Genomic DNA, 14132 nt, shown 5'->3' with positions numbered 1-14132 from the left:
TGATGGCAGGCAGGTTTAACAGCTTTGTGGTTTTCGCGGAAATGCGGACCGGGTCCAATTTCCTAGAATCCAATTTAAATGCCTTGGATGGCGTCACCTGCCATGGTGAGGCGTTTAACCCCCATTTCATCGGCTATCCGAACAACAACCCTATTTTGGGCGTCGATCTGGCTGCCCGAGATCGTGATCCCCGGGGTCTTCTTGATGCGATCCGGGCGGACACCACACAGTTGAGCGGATTTCGCTATTTTCATGATCATGATCCGCGCGTCTTTGATGCCATCATCGAAGATCATAGCTGCGCCAAGATTGTGCTGACGCGGAACCCTGTTGAAAGTTACGTCAGCTGGAAGATCGCGCAGCAAACCGGTCAGTGGAAACTGACGAATGTGGGCTCGCGCAAAGCGGGGCAGGCGCATTTTAACCCCCAGGAATTTGCCGAACATCTTGAAGCGTTGCGGGGTTTTCAAATCACTTTGCTGAACAGGCTGCAGGTCACGGGGCAAACGGCGTTTTACGTGGCCTATGAGGATTTGCAGAACCTGGATGTGATGAACGGCCTTGCTGCTTTCCTTGGCGTTCCGGCCCGGCTTGAGGGGTTGGATACCAAGCTGAAAAAGCAAAATCCCAAACCCGTCTCTGCCAAGGTGCGGAATTTTGATGAGATGGTGCAGACGCTGTCGCTTGTTGATCACTTTGATCTGACCCGAACGCCGAACTTTGAACCGCGCCGGGGGCCGAACGTGCCATCCTATGTGGTGCCGCCAAAATCGCCGTTGCTGTTCATGCCGCTTAAGGGGGCACCGATGGATGAGGTCCTAACCTGGATGGCGGCGCTTGATGGCGTCGGGGCAGAGGATCTGGGCACCAAGCTTAATCAAAAGGACCTGCGCCAATGGAAGCGCAAGCATCCCGGCCACCGTAGTTTCACCGTGCTGCGCCATCCTGTGGCGCGGGCCCATGATGCCTATTGCAGACATATCCTGCCGGTTGGGCCTGGCAGTTACCTGCAGCTGCGCAAAACGCTGACCAAGCGGTATGATGTTCCGTTACCAGAGAATGGCCCGGATCAACACTATGACCAGGCGGCGCATCATACCGGCTTTGTAGCGTTTCTTCGGTTTCTAAAGGCCAATCTTTCTGCGCAAACCTCAATCCGGGTGGATCCAACCTGGTGTACGCAGACCCAGTCGCTGTCCGGCTTTGCTGAACTTTGTCCGCCAGACCGGCTGATCCGTGAAGAGAACCTGGAAGATGAGCTTGCCGCGCTTGCAAGCGATGTTGGCCGCGCTGAAATCCCGCCGGTTGCCCCAGCGGCGCCGGACACACCGTTTAGTCTGGATCAGATTTATGATGACGAGATCGAAGCGTTGGTCGCAGACGCCTACCAACGGGATTACGTGATGCTTGGGTTTTCGCGCTGGGCGTGATCAAGCGGCCTGAACTGAATTTTCTTCTGTCAGGATTGTGTAAAGCGTGCCCGCATCCGGGTTCGCACGCAGCTTGTTGCAAATGGCGCTGTCCCGCATTGTCCGGGAAACCAGCGCCAATGCCTTGAGATGCTCAACCCCTGCGTCTTCTGGTGCAAAGAGGGCAAAGGCGATGTCGACCGGCTGTCGGTCAACCGATGCAAAATCAATCGGCTTGTCCAGCAGCACAAAGGCACCAATGACATCTGTCAAACCGCTCAGACGGGCGTGAGGCAGAGCGATGCCGTGGCCCACACCCGTTGGGCCGAGCGATTCGCGCTCCATCAGCGCTTCGACCACCGTGTTGGCATCAAGGTCATAGGCGCTGTTTACTAGGTCGCCGAGATCCTGCATCAAGCGTTTCTTGCTTGATGCAGCTGTCAGCACCTTCACTGCCTCAGGTTTAAGGAGTTTTGAAAAATCCATACCGCCCGCTCTGCCACTTTGGCTCTTTAGGGATCAATCCAGCCTATGTTGCCGTCTTCACGGCGATAGACCACATTTATCCCTTCTTTTCCTTCGTTCCTGAAAACCAACACGGGGGCCCCGGCCAGCTCCATCTGCATCACGGCTTCCCCTACAGACAAAGTTGCAATCTTGGTCTGCATTTCAGCAATGATCATGGGTTGGAGGGTTTCGGGTTCCTGTGTATCGGCTCCGTCGTCTGAGGCGAGGATATATGAGGATGCGCCATAGAGTTCAACTGGTTCTGACCGGTCTTTATGGTGATCTTTCAACCGACGCTTGTAGCGCCGCAGTTGCTTTTCCATCTTTTCGTTACAAGCGTCAAAAGCGCCATATATTTCACTACTATGCGCCTTGGCCGATGCCGTCAGCCCGGTAGATAAGTGTACGGTCGCTTCGCAGACAAACTCATGCCCTGATTTGGAAAACACGACCTGCGCATCGGTGGGACGTTCGGCATACTTTTTGACAGATTCGCCGAGCTCCTCTTTGACGTGGGTTTGCAGTGCTTCTCCAATGTCGATTTGTTTGCCGCTGATTTGGTACCGCATATAGTCTCCTCATTATGATCACCGAACAGACGCAAACGCCCCGAAAGCGGAGCGCATGGATCGTGTTAGATGCGGATTGTCTGGCAGTCGTTCAGGTTACGGTGCGCCGCGCCTTGGTAAAAAGGCGATGTGCAAGTCGGACAGGAACGCGGTGTTGCCATACCACCATGAGGCGCAGATTTCGCCTGTAAGTCAATGGTTACAACTTTACGCTACAGGCGATTTACGGGGGAAACTGCCGACAATTCTCAAGAAATACGAAAGTTATCACCAAGATAGACGCGGCGTACATTTTCGTTCTGCACAACGTCATCCGGCGTGCCAGACATCAGCACGCGGCCCTCATGTAGGATATAGGCGCGGTCCACGATTTCCAGGGTTTCGCGCACGTTGTGATCCGTGATGAGAACGCCAATCCCCCGGTTTTTCAGGTCTGCCACAAGCTGGCGAATGTCGCCAACTGAAATGGGGTCAACGCCTGCAAAGGGTTCATCCAAAAGCAGATATTTCGGCTCAGCGGCAAGGCATCGCGCAATTTCTACCCGGCGGCGTTCCCCCCTGACAGGGCAAGTGCCGGGGCGCGGCGCAGGTGTTCGATTGAAAACTCGCTCAGCAGTTCCTCCAGCCGTTCGCGCCGCTGACGACGATGCGGCAGAGAGATGTCGAGGATCGCGCTGATGTTGTCTTGCACGCTCAGCCCGCGAAAAATGCTCATCTCTTGGGGCAAATATCCGATGCCCAGCTGCGCCCGGCGGTACATCGGCAGCATGGTCACATCCCGCCCGTCTACCATCACGGTGCCACCCTCGGGCGTCACAAGGCCCGCAACGGAATAGAACGTCGTCGTCTTGCCAGAGCCGTTTGGACCCAAAAGCGCGACCACCTCACCTCGGTTCAGGTGCATGGAAAAATCGCGGATCACCACCTTCTTTCGGTAGGATTTGCGCAGATGCTCAATCTGCAGGCCGGAGGGCCCTGTGGCGACTTTCAGCTTAGGCGCGGTCATTCGTTGCCGCCACCTGACTGCAAGATCGTTTTGACCCGGCCCTGCATCTGCGCGGTGCCATCGTTAAGCTGGACAGTCATGCGATCCGCGCTGAGCGCGTTCAGCCCTTGATCCAGCAAGACATTGCCGGTCATCACGATCACCCCATCGGTGATGGAGTAATCAGCGCGGTCTGATTCGGCTGCATCCGGGCCTGAGACAAGCGTCACACCGCCCGTCGCCTCCATCCGTTCAATACCTTTTTGTTCAGCCTGATAAACGACCAACACCCGAGGGGCGGACAAACGCATCTCACCCTGACCAATCAGGACATTGCCAGTGAACACAGCAACCCCTGTATCTTGGTCTACTGAGAGATTGTCGGCTGTAACTTCGACAGGCAAATCCGTGTTTTGCGCCAGGTTGCCAAAAGCGACGCTTGTCCCCTGCGCAAGCACCGGCACAGCGGAGGCCAGAAAGAGGGTCATCAGCCATAGGCGCAGATGTTTCACAGCATCACTCATCGTCTTGTTTCGGATCGTATATCAGTTTCACACCCTTTGTGAAAACCAATTGGGCAGGTTCCCCCGCTTTGCCGGCGTTGAGAGCCATAGCTCCCGCATCAAGGGTGCCAAATGGCCCTTCTGATTGCACGGGCCCGGGTGAAGTCACGTCGAGGTTGGTCATTTGAGTGATCAGCATATCGCTGATGATCTCATATCCCGTAGAGGTGGTGATTTTAACGTCGCCGGTAAGCTCTGTGATGTTTTTGGCGATGTCGAAACGGCCATTGTTGGCATGCAGCAGGATCGTAGCACCCGAGGCCAAATCCATTGTCACATCAACCTCTTCAGCCTCGTTTGCCCCTGTTTGCCCCTGCGGCGTGATCAGCCGCTGGGCGGTAAAGGCAAGCTGATCCCCATCCGCGGTCACACCGTTGTAGATAGGGCCCGTCACCTGTTGATCCCGCAAGCGGTCCTGGATTTCTTTATCGGCGAAGGGAATGACGGTTTCGTGGTCAATCACCCGACTGAGCAAGAACAGCGTGGACAGCAGCGCAAGCGCTGTCAGCGGCAGAAGCACCTTTAGCCAGACAACAAGCCGGGAATAGGCGTCCACCTGCATTGGCCTACCCCAGGCCCGTGCGCAGACAGTCGTGGATGTGCAGCAACCCTGCGGGTGCTTGGGGTTGGGCCGGGTCCACCACGATCAGGCAAGTGATTTTGTGCGAGTTCATCACGCCCACGGCCTTTTCAGCCAGCGCATCCGGTTCAATGGTTACCGGATCGCGGGTCATGACTTGGCTTGCCTTCAACGACAGCAGGCCATCCATGTGGCGGCTGAGGTCACCGTTGGTGATGATGCCGATCAGCTTGCCCTGCGCGTCGGATACCCCCGTTACACCAAACCCTTTGCCGCTGATCTCAATCAGCGCATCCGACATCAGCGCGTCTTGTTGCACCATGGGGATCGCATCGCCGGTGTGCATTAGGTCGCTGACAAGGCTCAGTTGCGCGCCCAGCTTGCCGCCAGGGTGGAAGTTGCGAAAGTTCTCGGCGGTAAAATCCCGATGTTCCATCAAGGCCACGGCAAGCGCGTCGCCCATCGCCAATGTCATCGTTGTGGAGGTTGTGGGCACAACACCGGTCCCGCAGGCCTCTGGCACGCGGGGCAGTTGTAAAATCACGTCGGATTGGCGCCCCAATGTGCTTTCGGGTTTGCTGGTCAGGCCAATCATCGGGATCATGTAGCGGCGTGAATAGGCGATCAGATTGCCCAGCTCAGGCGCTTCGCCTGAGTTTGAGATGGCAAGGATCACGTCATCCAGCGTGATCATCCCCAAATCGCCGTGGCTGGCCTCAGCCGGGTGCACGAATTGCGCAGGCGTGCCCGTGCTGGCCAGGGTTGCGGCGATCTTGTTGGCGATATGTCCGGATTTTCCGATGCCGGTGACGATCACGCGGCCTTTGCAGCTGCGCATGAGATCGACAGCTTCGCGAAACCGCGCGTCGAGCGTATCCGCAAGGGTGTTTAGCGCCTCTGCTTCGGCCCGGATCACGCGGGCGGCTGTATCGATGAACGGCGTGCTCATGAATGTGCGAATATATCCGTGTCGGGCCAGCCTTCGAGGTCAAGCCGCGCGCGCATTGGCAGGAAATCCCAGCAGGCCTGCGCGATGTCCATGCGGCCCTCGCGCTCCAGCATTTCGTTCAATTTGTCCCGCAGCTGATGCAGGTAGAGAACATCTGATGCGGCGTAATCGATTTGGGCATCTGACAGCTCTGCTGCGCCCCAATCGCTGGATTGCTGCTGTTTCGAAATGTCGATGCTCAACAGTTCATTCAGCAGTTTGGCCAGGCCATGACGGTCCGTATAGGTGCGGATCAGGCGGCTGGCGATTTTGGTGCAATACACTGGCGCGGTGGTGACGCCAAAGGTGTTGAGCAAGGCGGCAATGTCAAAGCGGCCAAAGTGAAACAGCTTGAGCACATCCGGGTCTGCCAACATCCGACAGAGGTTGGGCGCTTGGGTCTGTCCTTTGGCGATTTGCACAAGATGTGCATGTCCGTCGCCGCTGGACAGTTGTACCACGCAGAGCCGATCCCGGTGGGGGTTCAGCCCCATGGTTTCACAATCAATCGCGACCATTGGGCCCAGATCAAGATCATCTGGCAGGTCATTTTTGTAGGTAAAATTCGTCATGCCCACCGCTATAGCCCGCAAAAGAGCGGTGTGAAAGCCGTTGGCGCATGATGCGGCGGAAAGCGGGGCAAGTTGCCCGCGCGCCGCGGACTTTTAGTGTTGGCGCAGGTTGTCCGAAAGCGACCCTGTAAGCGAACGAACCGTGTCAGCCGGGGGCAGATCAAGATGTGAGGGTTTGCCCGGAATAGGGGGGCAGGCATGATGTCTGAACCAGGTGCCATATGGCGTTCTTGGGCCATGCGCACCACCTGTTTGATGTCGGCAACCGTGCTTTGGATGGTGCGGCAAACGGCATGCAGACGCATGATGCGTTCTTCGTCGATCGCAGTGACGCCGGACTGCTGCGTGGCATTGGTGAACGCACTGTTCAGGTTTTCCAGCTGCAAATCGGCGATGGATGAAAAGTACCGTACATCTTCAAAGGCCAGCCTATCGCGCAATTCGCTTGTTTCGTCAGACACTTTGACAGCTGTTGCGATCACGCGGTCATACCCTTCGGGGCTGCGCGCGTATTGGAGCGTCTTGTTCCACCGTGTCGCGCTGTTTTCATTGCCGAAAAGAAAGGCAAAGCGAATGGTTTGGCGCGTTTCCACACAGCGTTCATAGTGCTTTGCGGTATCTTTAGCGGCATCGGTGGCTGCGATTTCCAGAATGGAGCGGCCCAAAAGATCATCGCGGGTTTGCCCGGCAAGATCTTCTAACGCGGCGTTCACACAGGTGATGACAAAATCACTGCCCGGCCCTTGGGTTTCAATGGCAAACATTGGTACTGAAAACTGTTCAAGCAGCGCGCCGAGCTGCGCAATAGTCAGACTATCTAACATGATACATCCTTCTTAGCTGCGGGAAGCCTAGGCACAATTGGTAAAGAAAGTTTTGTTGTGACCGCGAAAATTTGAGACGTATCTAACGGCGTTGGTTTTCTGGTTTTTCGGTGAATTCCGCACGGATCAGCCTCAGCAGCTGTTCTGTGAAATTGTGCTGGATATACCCGCGCGAGGTGATCAGGCCGATGTTCCTGCTGGCCTTGTGATCCTTGATCGGCACAACGCGAAAACCCTTAATCTCACCCATAACCAAAGCGATGGATGGCAATATAGCGATGCCCAGCCCGGTGGCTGCCAATGTCAGACTGGAATGGGCGCTTTGCAGCTCGCACCGGACGTTTAAGGTAATGCCCTGTTCGGCGCAGATGCCGTCCAACAATGTACGCAGCGCTGTTTTGTGATCCAGCATCAGCACCGGTTGATCGCCCAGATCTGCCAGCGCTATGTCACTTTGGCCATGATCAAATTCGGGCGGGACGCAGGCGAACACCGGATCATCAAACAGCTTCTCGAACTCCACATCAGATTGTCCGGGCAATTCGGGGCCCGGGTAGAATTCCACTTTTTGTTGATCCAGCAGGTCCATGGCCGCCACCGGGGCTGCCTCAAGCAGTTGCAGGCTGCTTTCCGGGAACCGCTTGCGAAAGCTGGCCAGCACGCCCCCCAACCGCCAGGACGCAAGGGTCGGCGCACAGGCCATTGTCACTTTGCCTTTGCGCTTGCTGACCTTGTCGGACAACTTGGTCAGCCCCTGTGAGATCTGTTTCATCCCGGCAGCTGTTTCTGAAAACAAAGTCCGCCCATCGGCGGTCAACGTCACTTTGCGCGGCGTCCTGTTAAACAGCTGCATCCCGATTTGGTTTTCCAGATCACGGATCTGCATGCTGATGGCAGATGGGGTTCTGTTGGAGAGCGTCGCAGCTTTGCGAAAGCTTTCTTGTTCGGCCACGAGGACGAAGGTTTGCAGCAGTTTAAGGTTAACCTCTGACATGAAACCGATCTGATTTAGATAAGGTTATCTGACTTGATGGCTCATCATATCAAGAAAATCTGAATGCCTGTCCAGAAAAATGAACTCCGCATCCGTGAAAACTTCGTTTAACAACAGAGTGCTGATGCTGAAACGCCCCTGTCCTTGGCAAGATATCCGGGTTGTTGGGTATTGATCCGAAGCACTTTTGCAATAGGGTTTGCGCAGCGAGGCAAGATTGAGGAGTGTTGCCTGACACGGAGGGGGAGCTTTCGTGACATATGCCGCAAATAGGCGGCGCAAAGAGAACCGTGTTGCGTCTGGTCCGGCGTGGCAACGGACAAAAACATGGCCACGTATTACTAGGGAGGAAACCCAATGATGAAGAAGTATCTTGGCGCAGCCGCGGTTGCAGCCACCATGGCGGCAGGTGCCGCACAATCGCAGGAAGTCATCGAGATGACATCCTCATTCCCAAAGAACCTGCCGATCCTCGGCACGGCTTCGGTTGATTTCGCAAACCGGATCAACTCCATCTCAAATGAAGTCAACTTTGAGCACTTCGATCCGGGCAAGCTTGTTCCGACACTGGAAGCGTTGGACGCTGTGTCGAACGGGTCCGTTGATTCCGCTTTTGCCACATCCGGTTACTGGCAGGGTAAAATCCCATCCGCTTCCTTGTTTGCGGCGGTGCCTTTTGGCCCAGAAGCGGGCGAATTCCTGGGCTGGATCCTGTATGATGACGGTGCTGCCCTTTGGCAGGAAATGTACGATCAAGCTGGTTATGACGTGAAAGTCATGCCCTGCGGCGTGATCGCGCCTGAAACATCTGGTTGGTTCAAAAACGAAATCACCTCTGTCGCGGATCTTGAAGGTTTGAACATGCGCTTCTTCGGCCTGGGTGCCGAAGTGATGCAGCGTCTGGGTGTGTCCACATCCCTGCTGGCGGCTGGCGACATCTTCCCAGCGCTTGAGCGTGGCGCGATTGATGCGACTGAATTCTCAATGCCGATCATTGATGCGCGACTTGGCTTCCACAAGATTGCCAAGTTCAACTACTTCCCCGGTTGGCACCAGCCTTCCACGATCTTTGAACTGATCGTGAACCGTGATGTATGGGAAGACATGTCTGAGATCGCACAGAACCAGATCCAGACAGCGTGCTTGGCCAATGTCACAACCTCCCTTGCGGAAGGTGAGGCGGTGAACTTTGCCGCGATGGTCGAAAACCAGGAAAAGAACGGCGTGACCATCAAGCAGTGGCCAGCTGAGATGCTCGACCAGTTCGAAGCTGCGTGGAACGAAGTGGCGGCAGAACTTGCCGAAGAAGACGCGCACTTCAAGAAGACCTGGGAAGACCTGCAGGAATACCGCAAGGGCTATAAGACCTGGGTGCAGAACATCTATCTGCCACGCGACCGCTAAGTCGTTCACAGGTTGAATTGGCGGCATCCGGGCAACCGGGTGCCGCCCCTTTCATGAGATATGGGTGGGGCAGCGATGAGCAGCAAAGATATCCCTGACGTCGAAGAGATCCTGGCCGTCAGTGATCCCGGCGAAGTGGGCCGCGAACATCACGGCAGAATCGACAGGCTGATGATCAATGTGGGCAATGTGGTGGCCTGGGCCTTTCCCCTGCTGATGCTTGCGATTGTCGCACAGGTGTTTTTGCGCGGTGCCGGTCACAATCAGGCATGGCTCGATGATTTGCAGTGGTGGATCTACGGTTTCGCGATGCTCACCGGGTTTGGCTACGCCATCACCACCAATAGCCACGTCCGCGTGGACATCTTGCACCAACATTTCTCGCCCGAGAAAAAGGCCCGCATCGAAGTGGCCGCGCTGGGCTGGCTCTTGGCGCCGTTCATCGCGTTGATGGCGGATGTGCTGGTCCATTATGCCTGGTCCTCTGTTGTGGCGGGCGAAGGATCCTCCAGCCCGAACGGCTTGCACAATGTCTGGATCCTTAAGCTGACCTTGCCGTTCCTGTTCATCCTCGCGGGCCTTGCCGCTTGGGCCATCTTCCGGCGCAACCTTGAGGTTTTCACCCAAGCGACCCTGGCAAGACAGCTCATTTGGGGGTTCCCAACCGTCGTGTTCATCTGTTGGCGCATTGTCCACTACATCGCCTACTGGGTCATCTACCTCACCAATTCGGAAATCCAGCCGCGCCGCATCACGCGTGAGCCGTTTTTTGACTATACCCTCATGATTGCCTTCTGGGGGGTGATCGCTGCCATCGTCCTACTGACAGTGCTGAACCGCCGGAAAGAGACCTAAGACATGCAACTGCTTTCCCTGATCTCTTTCATGAGCCTGAACGAATGGGCCGTGCTGCTGATGTTCCTGGTGTTCATCTGGATGCTCTTCCGCGGCATTCCGGTGGCCTTTGCGCTGGTTGGCGTCTCTTTGGTCTTTATCGTTCTGGCGGAATTCGTGCTGGATCCGTTCAAGACCCAGATCAACGAATACATCGAATACGATTCCACCCGGATCGCCTATCGCAAGCTCTTTGCCAATGCGGGCCGGTTCTTTGGCGGCACGATCCAGAACCCGGTTTTGGTGGCGCTGCCGATGTTTATCTTCATGGGGCTGATGCTGGATCAATCTGGTGTTGCTCAGCGCATGATGCGCTCTATGCAGGTGCTTTTCGGTGCATTGCGCGGCGGTTTGGCGCTCTCTGTGATGTTGATCGGGATCATCCTTGCCGCCTCCACCGGCGTGATCGGTGCCTCTGTGGTGCTCTTGGGGGTGATGGGCCTGCCCACGATGATGAAGCAGCATTACTCCAAGAACATCGCAACCGGCACCATCGCGGCCTCTGGCGCTGGGTATCTTGATCCCGCCGTCGATCATGTTGGTGATCATGTCGGACCAGCTGGCCATCTCGCTGGGTGATCTCTTTATGGGGGCGCTCTTTCCCGGGCTGTTGTTGGGCGCGCTCTATATCACATTCATTGTGGTCTACGGCCTGATCAATCCCAAGGCGATGCCGCTGCCGGAGGACCGTGAGCCTGTGACGATGAAGATCGTGCTGGACGTGCTGCTGTCTGTGGTGCCGCCCATGTTGCTGATCCTTTTGGTGCTTGGCTCCATCTTCTTTGGCTTTGCCACACCGACAGAGGCCTCTGGCCTCGGGGCGGCGGGTGCTATGTTGCTGGCCGTGGCCAACCGTCGGCTGAACTTTAAAGTCTTTAAGGACGTGATGCGCCAGACGCTGAACACGGCGGGCTATATTGTGGGGATCTTTATCACCGCGAACTTCTTTGCCTATGTTCTGCGGCTCTATGGCGGGGATGAGATCATCGAGAGCCTGGTGCTCGGCTCGTTTGAGAACCCTTACATGGTCATCGCCTTTATCCTTTTCATCATCTTCCTCTTGGGCTTCTTGCTGGACTGGATTGAGATCACGCTGATCATCATGCCGCTGATGTTGCCGGTGGTGATCGGCCTGGACATTCCGATTGATGGCTACGGTGTGATCGACAATCCGTCTGTGGTGTGGTTCGCCATTCTGGTGGCGGTGACCTTGCAGACGTCGTTCCTGACGCCGCCTGTAGGCTTTGCGCTTTTCTACCTAAAAGGCGTCTGCCCGCCCGAGGTGACGTTGGGCCATATCTACCGGGGTGTGATCCCGTTCGTGCTGTTGCAGCTTTTGGGCCTGTTCATCGTCTTTGAAATCCCGCAGCTTGTGACCTGGCTACCGGCGGTGGCCTACGCAAACTAGACGGGGTGAAATATGGCGGTGCAACCACTGGGGCTTGATCCAAGCTTGGTCTTTATCGGTGGCGCATGGGTGCCACCTGAGACGACAGGCGGGATTGCGCTGCGCAACCCTTCTGATGGCAGCACTCTTTGCGATATCGCGCGTGGCAGTGCTGTGGATATTGATCGTGCGGTCGCTGCGGCACAGGCGGCCTTGCACGGCCCTTGGGGGCGGATGACCAGCTTTGAACGCGGGCGCATCCTGTACAAGATCGGCACGCTGGTGCTGGAAAACGTTGACGCGCTGGCTGAGCTGGAAGCGCTGGACGTCGGCAAACCGCTCAAGCAGGCGCGCGCTGATGTGATCGCCCTCGCGCGGTATATGGAGTTTTATGCCGGGGCCGCTGACAAGGTTCATGGCAGCACCATCCCCTATCTCGACGGCTACACCGTCTACACCCTTCGTGAACCGCATGGGGTGACGGGCCACATCATCCCCTGGAACTATCCGATGCAGATCATCGGCCGGTCTGTTGGGGCGGCCCTGGCGATGGGCAACGCGGCGGTGCTGAAACCTGCCGAAGAGGCCTGTTTGACCGCGCTTGCCTTTGCTGAGCTTGCACACCGTGCGGGTCTGCCGGACGGCGCGCTGAATGTGGTGCCGGGGCTTGGGGCCGAAGCAGGTGCCGCGCTGTCGGGGCATCCTGGCATTGCGCATGTTTCCTTCACCGGCTCAGTTGGCGTGGGCAAGCTGATCCAGAAGGCGGCGGCAGAAAACGTGGCGCCGGTCACGCTGGAGCTGGGCGGGAAATCCCCCAGTTGGTGTTTGAGGACGCGGATGTGGATGCGGCCCTGCCGTTTCTTGTCAATGCGGGCATCCAGAACGCGGGCCAGACATGCTCCGCGTCATCGCGGATCCTTGTGCACCGGTCGCGGTATGACGAGGTGCTCAGCGGTATGGCGGAACGCTACGTGGATTTGCGCGCGGGTCCGGCGATGGATGATATGGATGTGGGCCCGTTGGTGTCTGCGCGCCAAAAAGAGATCGTCGAAGGTTTTGTGGCACAAGGCGCTGATCTGAACGTCGCCGCAAAAGGCGAGATCATCGCAGAGGCCCCAGCGGGCGGTGCCTATGTTGCGCCGACGCTCTTTGAGGGGGTCGCGCCGTCGCACCGGCTGGCTCAGGATGAGATTTTTGGCCCTGTTCAAGTGGTCATCCCTTTTGAGACCGAAGAAGAAGCCGTTGCCATCGCTAACGGCACCGACTTTGGGCTAGTCGCCTCCGTCTGGTCGCGCGATGGGGCCCGCCAGATGCGCTTGGCCAAGCAGTTGCGTGCAGGGCAGGTGTTTTTGAACAACTACGGTGCCGGTGGTGGCGTGGAGCTACCTTTCGGCGGCACGGGTCTGTCGGGGCATGGGCGGGAAAAAGGGTTCGAAGCCCTTTATGGTTTTTCCGCGCTCAAAACGGTTGCCGCTTTGCACGGATAGGAGATGGGTATGAGACTGAACGGAAAATCAGCCATTGTAACGGGCGGTGCCTCAGGCTTTGGCGCAGGCATCACACGCAAGTTTGTGGCCGAAGGGGCGCATGTCCTGATTGCGGATTTGAACATCGCGCTGGCCGATGAACTTGCCGCCGAACTAGGTGATGCTGTGAAGACCGTTCAAACCAACGTCGCTGTGAAAGCGGACGTAGCGGCCATGACGCAAGCGGTGCTGGATCACTTTGGGCGCATCGACATTCTGGTCAACAACGCCGGAGTCACACACCTGCCCGCCGCTATGGAAGAGGTGACAGAAGAAGACTTTGACCGCGTCTTGGCGGTGAACGCCAAATCCGTGTTTCTGACCGCGCAGGCGATCGTGCCGCTGATGAAGGCGCAGAAATCGGGTGCGATCCTCAATGTGGCCTCCACCGCAGGGGTCAGCCCGCGTCCAAGGTTGAGCTGGTATAATGCCTCAAAAGGATGGATGAACACAGCGACCAAAGGGATGGCGGTGGAGCTGGCCCCTGAGGGTGTGCGGGTAAACGCCCTGAACCCCGTCGCAGGTGAGACACCGCTCTTGGCCAGTTTCATGGGTGAAGACACGCCCGAGATGCGCGCCAAGTTTCTGTCGACCATTCCCTTGGGCCGGTTTTCAACACCTGAGGATATGGGCAATGCGGCCTGCTATCTATGCTCGGATGAGGCAAGCATGATCACCGGCGTCTGCATGGAGGTTGACGGCGGGCGGTGCATCTAGGGCCGTTCCGGCAGATTCACGGTCTATTTGACCAAGTTAGAGACTGTTTCCAGCACCCAATCGCGAAACAGAACAGCTTGCGGCAGCGTCTCATTCGCGGCCGGGAAATAACCCTCTTTCCCCTGAATAGAGCCTGATGTGAGCTGTACCAGCGCGCCAGTTGACAGGGCATGTCCGCATAGCACTTCGCTGACCAGTGCAGCGCCGTTGCCT

13 protein-coding genes and 4 pseudogenes are annotated in these 14132 nt (G+C 56.9%); 6 read left to right on the top strand and 11 right to left on the bottom strand.

The window, feature by feature from the left end; genetic code table 11:
- Positions 1-2: 2 nt before the first annotated feature.
- Entirely contained in the window at positions 3-1430 is a 1428-nt protein-coding gene (locus ACZ1HM_RS00720) for a nodulation protein NodH (RefSeq protein ID WP_472740551.1), read from the top strand.
- Here ACZ1HM_RS00720 and ACZ1HM_RS00715 read toward each other — a convergent pair whose 3' ends face one another.
- From ACZ1HM_RS00715 to ACZ1HM_RS00670, 10 genes and pseudogenes are all read right to left on the bottom strand, one after another.
- Positions 1431-1895 carry a PTS sugar transporter subunit IIA gene (locus ACZ1HM_RS00715; protein WP_472740549.1) on the bottom strand — a complete coding sequence of 155 codons (465 nt, stop codon included), beginning with the start codon at positions 1893-1895 and terminating at the stop codon, positions 1431-1433. It abuts the gene before it with no gap.
- A 26-nt stretch (positions 1896-1921) separates the two neighbouring features.
- Positions 1922-2485, bottom strand: a complete 564-nt coding sequence (hpf, locus tag ACZ1HM_RS00710; RefSeq protein WP_472740548.1) for a ribosome hibernation-promoting factor, HPF/YfiA family — start codon at positions 2483-2485, stop codon at positions 1922-1924.
- Positions 2486-2733: 248 nt separating this feature from the next.
- On the bottom strand, positions 2734-2982 hold the full coding sequence (locus tag ACZ1HM_RS00705; protein ID WP_472744535.1) for an ABC transporter ATP-binding protein C-terminal domain-containing protein: 249 nt from the start codon (positions 2980-2982) through the stop codon (positions 2734-2736).
- Between the two features lie 42 nt (positions 2983-3024).
- A pseudogene (locus ACZ1HM_RS00700) lies at positions 3025-3389 on the bottom strand (ATP-binding cassette domain-containing protein); the annotation flags it as partial.
- 98 nt (positions 3390-3487) lie between these two features.
- Positions 3488-3958 carry a lipopolysaccharide transport periplasmic protein LptA gene (gene lptA / locus ACZ1HM_RS00695; protein ID WP_472744534.1) on the bottom strand — a complete coding sequence of 157 codons (471 nt, stop codon included), beginning with the start codon at positions 3956-3958 and terminating at the stop codon, positions 3488-3490.
- A 28-nt stretch (positions 3959-3986) separates the two neighbouring features.
- Positions 3987-4595: an LPS export ABC transporter periplasmic protein LptC gene (lptC, locus tag ACZ1HM_RS00690; protein WP_472740546.1), complete on the bottom strand. Its 609-nt coding sequence runs from the start codon at positions 4593-4595 to the stop codon at positions 3987-3989.
- 4 nt (positions 4596-4599) lie between these two features.
- On the bottom strand, positions 4600-5562 hold the full coding sequence (locus tag ACZ1HM_RS00685) for a KpsF/GutQ family sugar-phosphate isomerase (protein ID WP_472740545.1): 963 nt from the start codon (positions 5560-5562) through the stop codon (positions 4600-4602).
- Positions 5559-6173, bottom strand: a complete 615-nt coding sequence (locus tag ACZ1HM_RS00680) for a ribonuclease D (protein WP_472740544.1) — start codon at positions 6171-6173, stop codon at positions 5559-5561. The genes ACZ1HM_RS00685 and ACZ1HM_RS00680 overlap by 4 nt, the downstream gene beginning before the upstream one ends.
- An 8-nt stretch (positions 6174-6181) precedes the next feature.
- Positions 6182-6997 carry a PAS domain-containing protein gene (locus ACZ1HM_RS00675; RefSeq protein WP_472740542.1) on the bottom strand — a complete coding sequence of 272 codons (816 nt, stop codon included), beginning with the start codon at positions 6995-6997 and terminating at the stop codon, positions 6182-6184.
- Between the two features lie 82 nt (positions 6998-7079).
- A complete protein-coding gene (locus ACZ1HM_RS00670; protein ID WP_472740540.1) occupies positions 7080-7991 on the bottom strand; it encodes a LysR family transcriptional regulator in 912 nt (303 codons plus the stop codon).
- A gap of 360 nt (positions 7992-8351) precedes the next feature.
- On the opposite strand from ACZ1HM_RS00670, the gene ACZ1HM_RS00665 reads away from it, so the two are divergent.
- The 5 genes and pseudogenes from ACZ1HM_RS00665 to ACZ1HM_RS00645 all read left to right on the top strand — a co-directional run bounded on the left by ACZ1HM_RS00665 (position 8352) and on the right by ACZ1HM_RS00645 (position 13919).
- On the top strand, positions 8352-9395 hold the full coding sequence (locus ACZ1HM_RS00665; protein ID WP_472744533.1) for a TRAP transporter substrate-binding protein: 1044 nt from the start codon (positions 8352-8354) through the stop codon (positions 9393-9395).
- Positions 9396-9470: 75 nt separating this feature from the next.
- A complete protein-coding gene (locus ACZ1HM_RS00660) occupies positions 9471-10250 on the top strand; it encodes a TRAP transporter small permease subunit (protein WP_472740538.1) in 780 nt (259 codons plus the stop codon).
- 3 nt (positions 10251-10253) lie between these two features.
- Positions 10254-11697 (top strand): annotated as a pseudogene (locus ACZ1HM_RS00655) (TRAP transporter large permease).
- Between the two features lie 12 nt (positions 11698-11709).
- A pseudogene (locus ACZ1HM_RS00650) lies at positions 11710-13163 on the top strand (aldehyde dehydrogenase family protein).
- 9 nt (positions 13164-13172) lie between these two features.
- The gene (locus ACZ1HM_RS00645) at positions 13173-13919 is read left to right on the top strand and encodes an SDR family oxidoreductase (RefSeq protein WP_472740536.1); all 747 of its coding nucleotides are present in this window, start codon (positions 13173-13175) and stop codon (positions 13917-13919) included.
- Between the two features lie 23 nt (positions 13920-13942).
- On the opposite strand, the pseudogene ACZ1HM_RS00640 reads toward ACZ1HM_RS00645, so the two are convergent.
- Positions 13943-14132 (bottom strand): annotated as a pseudogene (locus tag ACZ1HM_RS00640) (hypothetical protein); the annotation flags it as partial.

The organism is Sulfitobacter sp. GN1-4 (genome assembly GCF_055693825.1).
The sequence above is the reverse complement of the archived record's forward strand: the minus strand, read 5'-3'. Positions and strand labels throughout refer to the sequence as shown.